This window comes from Aquiflexum sp., from assembly GCF_977115555.1.
In genome coordinates this window covers 1-5,454 of sequence record NZ_CDSBKL010000286.1, presented here as the reverse complement: position 1 = coordinate 5,454, position 5,454 = coordinate 1, and the positions used below count along the sequence as shown (strand labels likewise).

6 protein-coding genes are annotated in these 5,454 nt (G+C 40.6%); all 6 read right to left on the bottom strand.

Annotated elements, in window-relative coordinates:
* Window positions 1–34 precede the first annotated feature (34 nt).
* The 6 genes from ACZFYI_RS15010 to ACZFYI_RS14985 all read right to left on the bottom strand — a co-directional run bounded on the left by ACZFYI_RS15010 (window position 35) and on the right by ACZFYI_RS14985 (window position 5,080).
* Entirely contained in the window at window positions 35–766 is a 732-nt protein-coding gene (locus tag ACZFYI_RS15010; protein WP_462524942.1) for a gamma-glutamylcyclotransferase family protein, read from the bottom strand.
* Window positions 767–769: 3 nt separating this feature from the next.
* Window positions 770–1,666, bottom strand: coding sequence for an alpha/beta hydrolase fold domain-containing protein (locus ACZFYI_RS15005; protein ID WP_462524941.1), 897 nt, complete (start codon window positions 1,664–1,666; stop codon window positions 770–772).
* 15 nt (window positions 1,667–1,681) lie between these two features.
* Window positions 1,682–2,998, bottom strand: coding sequence for an agmatine deiminase family protein (locus ACZFYI_RS15000; RefSeq protein WP_462524940.1), 1,317 nt, complete (start codon window positions 2,996–2,998; stop codon window positions 1,682–1,684).
* Window positions 2,999–3,072: 74 nt separating this feature from the next.
* Complete coding sequence (locus tag ACZFYI_RS14995) at window positions 3,073–4,257, bottom strand: alpha-hydroxy acid oxidase (protein ID WP_462524939.1); 1,185 nt, start codon at window positions 4,255–4,257, stop codon at window positions 3,073–3,075.
* A 1-nt stretch (window position 4,258) separates the two neighbouring features.
* Entirely contained in the window at window positions 4,259–4,795 is a 537-nt protein-coding gene (locus tag ACZFYI_RS14990) for a Cif family virulence factor (RefSeq protein WP_462524938.1), read from the bottom strand.
* A gap of 84 nt (window positions 4,796–4,879) precedes the next feature.
* The gene (locus tag ACZFYI_RS14985; RefSeq protein ID WP_462524937.1) at window positions 4,880–5,080 is read right to left on the bottom strand and encodes a hypothetical protein; all 201 of its coding nucleotides are present in this window, start codon (window positions 5,078–5,080) and stop codon (window positions 4,880–4,882) included.
* Window positions 5,081–5,454 lie beyond the last annotated feature (374 nt).

Here is a 5,454-nt window from a genome sequence, read left to right as displayed (position 1 = left end):
CTATTTTTATATAAATCAGTTTGTTAGCATTCCTTCAATATTTAAAACTCTCCTTCAATTCTTGCACTTTCTTCATGTCGGGATCTGTCAATATGATCTTTTGGGTTTCGTGAAGAATAGCCGGATCAAATGGTTCGGTGGTTTTTTCATACTCAGCCTGAAAATCCTTTCCCCAATAGGCAAAGGCATCTTCTATGATTTTCCAATAAGCGAGTTCCACGACCTGCTGTCTATAATCATTATTTGGCACTGACATAAAATCGGGAAGCGCTTTATAGGCAAAAACGGGTCCTCCCTCAATGGTATATCCTTGGATGATATCGGTCACTTCAAACCGCTCGTACCCCATTTCCCATATATCATAGGCGGGCAGATCCGCCTCCGGAACAATGTACAAAACGCCATTGATGTCGGTGTTTGAATCTTCTTGGATGTTGAGGTAATTCAGGTAGTTGGGAAAGATCGTATCTCCTTCTACCAAAATATAATCCTTGGAAAAAGTACTGTCGACATTGTATAATGGAATGTCAGTTGGCCATGCAAAAGTCCAAGACCGCTTGTAGCCTTTGAGGTGTGCCGGGAGATAAGGCCCGTCATAGGTTTTATCCAAAAGCCCCGTTTCAATCAGTTTTTTGGACATCAATGAACCATATCCAAACATGCCCACATGACCTTCGGGAATCTTGAACGTAGGTATTTTCTCTTGGCAACTTCCAAGTAGGAAAGCTAGCGCAGCTGAAATAGTTAGAGTAGAAATCAGATTCATGTTTTACTTTATATCATCCAAAAACCTAAATGTCACAATATAAGCCTTTTCAAGTTCTTCTTTTGTCGGGCTATGCCTGGCTTCGGGAATAAAAATCCTAATGTCTTTATCCTTTCTCAGGAGAGGAACAAATTTTTCAAAAGTCACTGGTGGAATCTGATCGTCTTGGCCCCCATGCCAGAGAAATATTGGTGGATCATTTTTGTCAAAGTAGGTGATCGGTTCAAATACAGCTAAGTTTTCTTTCGACTCATATTCCTCAGGCGGGAACAGCGCTTTTCCCACTGCTTGATACTGTTCATTTTCGTGCTCGGAAAAAATCCTTTCCACCACATCCAAACCATCCACAGGACCTGCAAAGTTGATGACTGCTACGATTTGAATGCCATCATTTAGCTTATAGGGATACTCCGGATTGTTTTGGGCAAAAGCTACATTGGTCGCTATATGCGCACCTGCAGAAAAACCTGTCACAATCACATTATCCAAATTCAGATCAAATTGGCTGTTGTTGGCTTGGAGAAAATTCAAAGCATAGGTCAGGTCGCTTGTAGCAATAGGAATCCCTCTTTTCAAGCGGTAATTCAAATTGACCACATTCAGGCCTTTCTTCAGGTAAGGTTCAATGTATCTTTCTTCCTGACTTTTGTCGCTGAAATAATACCCTCCTCCGTGAAGGAAAACAATGGTGAAATTGCTACTTCCAAAGGATTTCGCTTCTTGAGAGAGATAAATGTCCATATTTTGCTCCGGATCCGAACCGTAGGAAACGTCCTCCAATACTTGATAAGTGTTGGCTCGTTCATCTATAGATTTATCATTGCTATCGCTCAGTTTTTGAGAAAAGGCAGATTGAAATACTGAAAGGATCAAGATCAGGGAAAGCGTCTTGGTTTTCATTTGGGTGGGTTTAGATTACTTTCTACTTGGCTGCTGCTGGGTGCTACAATGAATGCCGCCACCTTGCCAGTTTTGCATCATGGCATCTATAAATACAATCTTTCTTCCGGGAAACTGTTCTTCAAAGATTTTACGGACAGCTTCTTCTTTTTCTTGGGAGGAACCTGCAGCAGTGTAGGTAGGCAGAAGTACCAGGCCATTGGTCACCAAGTAGTTGAAATAACTAGCTGCCGGAACTCTTAATAAAGTATCTCCAACTTGAAATGCCTCTGAAGGAACAAAATAATCAGGCGTAAAATCAAGGGTAAATTCATTTTCAACCACTTCCTTGGTCACTATGATTTGCTCGGGTATCAAATCCGGCAAGGGTACTTTTATGATCGCGAAGGGCTTTCCGTCTTGGTCTTTGGCATTTTGGAGAATCTGAAAATTCTCAGTCATGCGTGCATAGTTCATTTGATTGATGGGATTCAGGTCTTTTTCATCCTCGTCCACCCAAGCCAATAAAATAGTAGTGGGATTGACAAAACGCACAAACTCATCGGTATGGCCACCTGTGCCACCCCCAACATAATTACCGGTAATCCTTCGATAAAAATAATGCGGGTCATCAGCCAAGCCTTCTTTCATCCAGATGATATTACTTACTCCCAAGACCCGTTTGAATTCCGATTCAATCATCTCTCTTGACATTTTGGGGTTTCTTTGAAATACCGTTGCCTCGCACAAAATCAAGGTTCCTTTGCCATTGACTTCAATTGCTCCTCCTTCGTGGACCACATCCGTTTTGATGATCTTTGCATTTTCCGCCACAGCCATAAGACTGTCGACGCTTCCTGTTTTCATCATGCTTTGTTTATTGCGATTCCAGGCTGCATTTACACTGTCCATATTGCCTTCGTAGCGTAACTCCAAAAATGCCGGTAAACCATATCCATCCCAACCAAAATCAGCCACAGCCAATTCTCCATTTCCGTTTACCAAAAACGCAGCTCCATGGTCTCTGATCCAATAACGCTCTCCAGGCATGATGTACATTTTGATGCCTGAGGTATCTACTCCCATACTGAGGAGATTTGCGATAGCAGTCTGTTTTAAGCTGTCATTCTCAAAAGCCATTTTAACAGTGACATGAGGTTTTAAGGCGGAAATCATCTTACCAACTGCAGGATAAAAGCGTGATGTGGAGTCCTTCTCCCAACCTAACCACACCGCATCATGGGTTTCCCACTCTGCAGGCATGTAAAATTCGTCAGCAGGACGGCTGTCATCTTTTTGGTTGCAAGCCCAAAAAAGGGCAGCAATTGCTACTATATAAAGTATCTGTCTCATTGATTTTTATCTGAAAACCATGTATCGCAAAGTATTTTCTATTCTCCCTCTTCTTTTTACCGGAACAATTTCATTTACAATCCAATCACAAAGTCACGCGTTATTTTTTGGATGGTGGGAGTTCCGGCAATTTGCATGTCACGGACCAACTCTCCTTTGAGAATGTCCAGTGCAATTTCAACTCCTTCCTGTCCCAAGGCCCCGAGTCCCCAACAAAATGGCCTTCCTATGCAGACTGCATTGGCACCAAGAGCCAAAGCTTTGAATATATCCGTCCCCCTTCTGATACCTCCATCAATCAAGACAGGTATTCTGCCTTTTATTTCGTCAACTACCTCAGGCAAACATTCAATGGTGGACCGAAGGCTTTCCAATTGCCTGCCGCCGTGATTGGAGACAATAATTCCATCAGCTCCATACTGTATTGAAAGAGCTGCATCTTCTCGTGTTACTATTCCTTTTAGGACAATTTTCATGTCACAGTTTGCTTTTAGCCAGTCTATGATTTCCCAAGTCAATCCCGGGTCATCAATCCCGGTTCCTTCAGGTAATATCCCCTCATAATTCCCCATTTTTAATTCTTTGGAATTTATCAGTTTGGTCAATGTGGTCCCGCCTCTTTCCCTATTTCCGATAACAGGGGTGTCCACTGTCAATACACAAACCTTACATCCAGCTTTTTCTGCCCGCTCAAGGAGTTTTTTGGTGACTTCTCTATCTGTGGTTGGGTAAAGTTGAAACCAAAGGTCTGCTTGGGATTGATCCGCGATTTCATTCACAGAATAGTTGGAAACAGAAGAAACAATCATCTGATGTTTTTTCTTGACTGAAGCTTTTGCTGTTGCCACTTCCCCATCTTGATGAAAGAATTTCTGAAATCCGACGGGGCTTAATATGATTGGATTATCCAAGACTTTTCCAAACAGTTCAACTTTGGTAGAGATATTACTGACATCAATCAATCTACGGGCTCTGATTTGAATTTTTTGATATGCCTCAACGTTTGCCTTTACGGTTTTCGAATCGTCAGCTCCTCCATTCAGATAATCAATAGCGTCTTTTCCCATGACTTTTCCGGACAAACCTTCCAAGTCAAAGACATTTTTAAACTCCTGCTTTTCATCTTCATGGAATCGACCTGAATGGCATCCTGAAAGCGATATCATCGGTACAGCCAAAGCCAAACCCGATAATCCGACCCATTCAAGAAACTTGCGTCTTTGAATGTCAGCGTGTAGGGGAGAGTTTAGATTGTTCATATTATTTCAATGCATCCCATTCCTCTTGTGAAGCTTTAGATTTCTGATATTCCATCAAAGAATACCAGCCATCTTTTCCCCTTACTAGCAACATTTCAAAATGTACCAATTCTTTTATCTCTTCTTTACCACTTTCAAATGAGGTGAAGTAGAAAATTCCTGATTCATGCGCTGTTGTTTCACTGCCAATTCTTTGTGAAAAGCGAAATTCAACCTTATCCTGTTTTCTGCCTGCCTTAGTATCAATAAATCCTTGCTTCCAATTTGCTAGAGCCACTACTATACTATTAGAAATTTTATTTTTTCCAGTAGCAAAAATGACCACAGCATCTTTATGATAGAGTGCCGAATAACCTTCAAAATCACCCTCTTTAACAGTTTGAGAAACTTTGGCCCAGTATCGATCAAGCTCAGCCAATCGAATCGAATCTCCTGGCAACTCTTGGTTAATATGCTCGGTGGGCTTTTTATCCAAGGCATTTGCTGTTGCTATACTTAAAAAAAGTAGTGCAGATAATAGAAGTAGTGTTTTTTTCATGTGTTTATATTTTGAATTTTGGTAGTCATAGGACTTATGAATCAAAATCACTTTAGATTATATCTATAGAGTGCACTCGAACCTTTAGTAAACGGTAATTTTCCCGCCGTCCAATTGAGCAATTTCCAAATTGTCAGCATTCTTGAGACTGAGCAAATGTTCATACTTCTCTTTTTTGGAAATATCTGTGGTAGATACTTTTACCTTGTATCCTTCATTTAAAAACTTTTGGGTGTTGAAGCTTCCAATAAAGCCTGAACCTCCGATGATGCCTACTTTTTTCATGATTGTTTTATTTGGTTTTACGTATACTCTATTTGGTTTTCGACTTACCCGCATCTGTTACAGGCAGTTCATTTGGATATTCCTTTCGATTGCAGTTGTATGGTATTTTTTTCATTTGGCATTCACGAAAGAATTAGAATTTCATTAAGATAAAAAAAGCATTCCATCTTTTGACCTATTCAAGTACGAAATGGGGGTATTACTTCCCCAACGTACGGAATCTATTTCCGGGGGAAGGATTTGGAACAGGGAGAAAGTTTTAATAGATGTTATAGTAATTTATTAAACGATTTATACTTTCAGTACTCACTTAAATTGTACCGATTTTACATGAATTTTTCTTCCAATAGGTCCTTCAAAAACAAATGCAAGAG

Excerpts from the sequence above, each read along its gene's own strand:
- ACZFYI_RS15010 (WP_462524942.1), bottom strand. The coding sequence starts at position 766 with ATGAATCTGATTTCTACTCTAACTATTTCAGCTGCGCTAGCTTTCCTA.
- ACZFYI_RS14990 (WP_462524938.1), bottom strand. The coding sequence starts at position 4,795 with ATGAAAAAAACACTACTTCTATTATCTGCACTACTTTTTTTAAGTATA.
- ACZFYI_RS15005 (WP_462524941.1), bottom strand. The coding sequence starts at position 1,666 with ATGAAAACCAAGACGCTTTCCCTGATCTTGATCCTTTCAGTATTTCAA.
- ACZFYI_RS15000 (WP_462524940.1), bottom strand. The coding sequence starts at position 2,998 with ATGAGACAGATACTTTATATAGTAGCAATTGCTGCCCTTTTTTGGGCT.
- ACZFYI_RS14985 (WP_462524937.1), bottom strand. The coding sequence starts at position 5,080 with ATGAAAAAAGTAGGCATCATCGGAGGTTCAGGCTTTATTGGAAGCTTC.
- ACZFYI_RS14995 (WP_462524939.1), bottom strand. The coding sequence starts at position 4,257 with ATGAACAATCTAAACTCTCCCCTACACGCTGACATTCAAAGACGCAAG.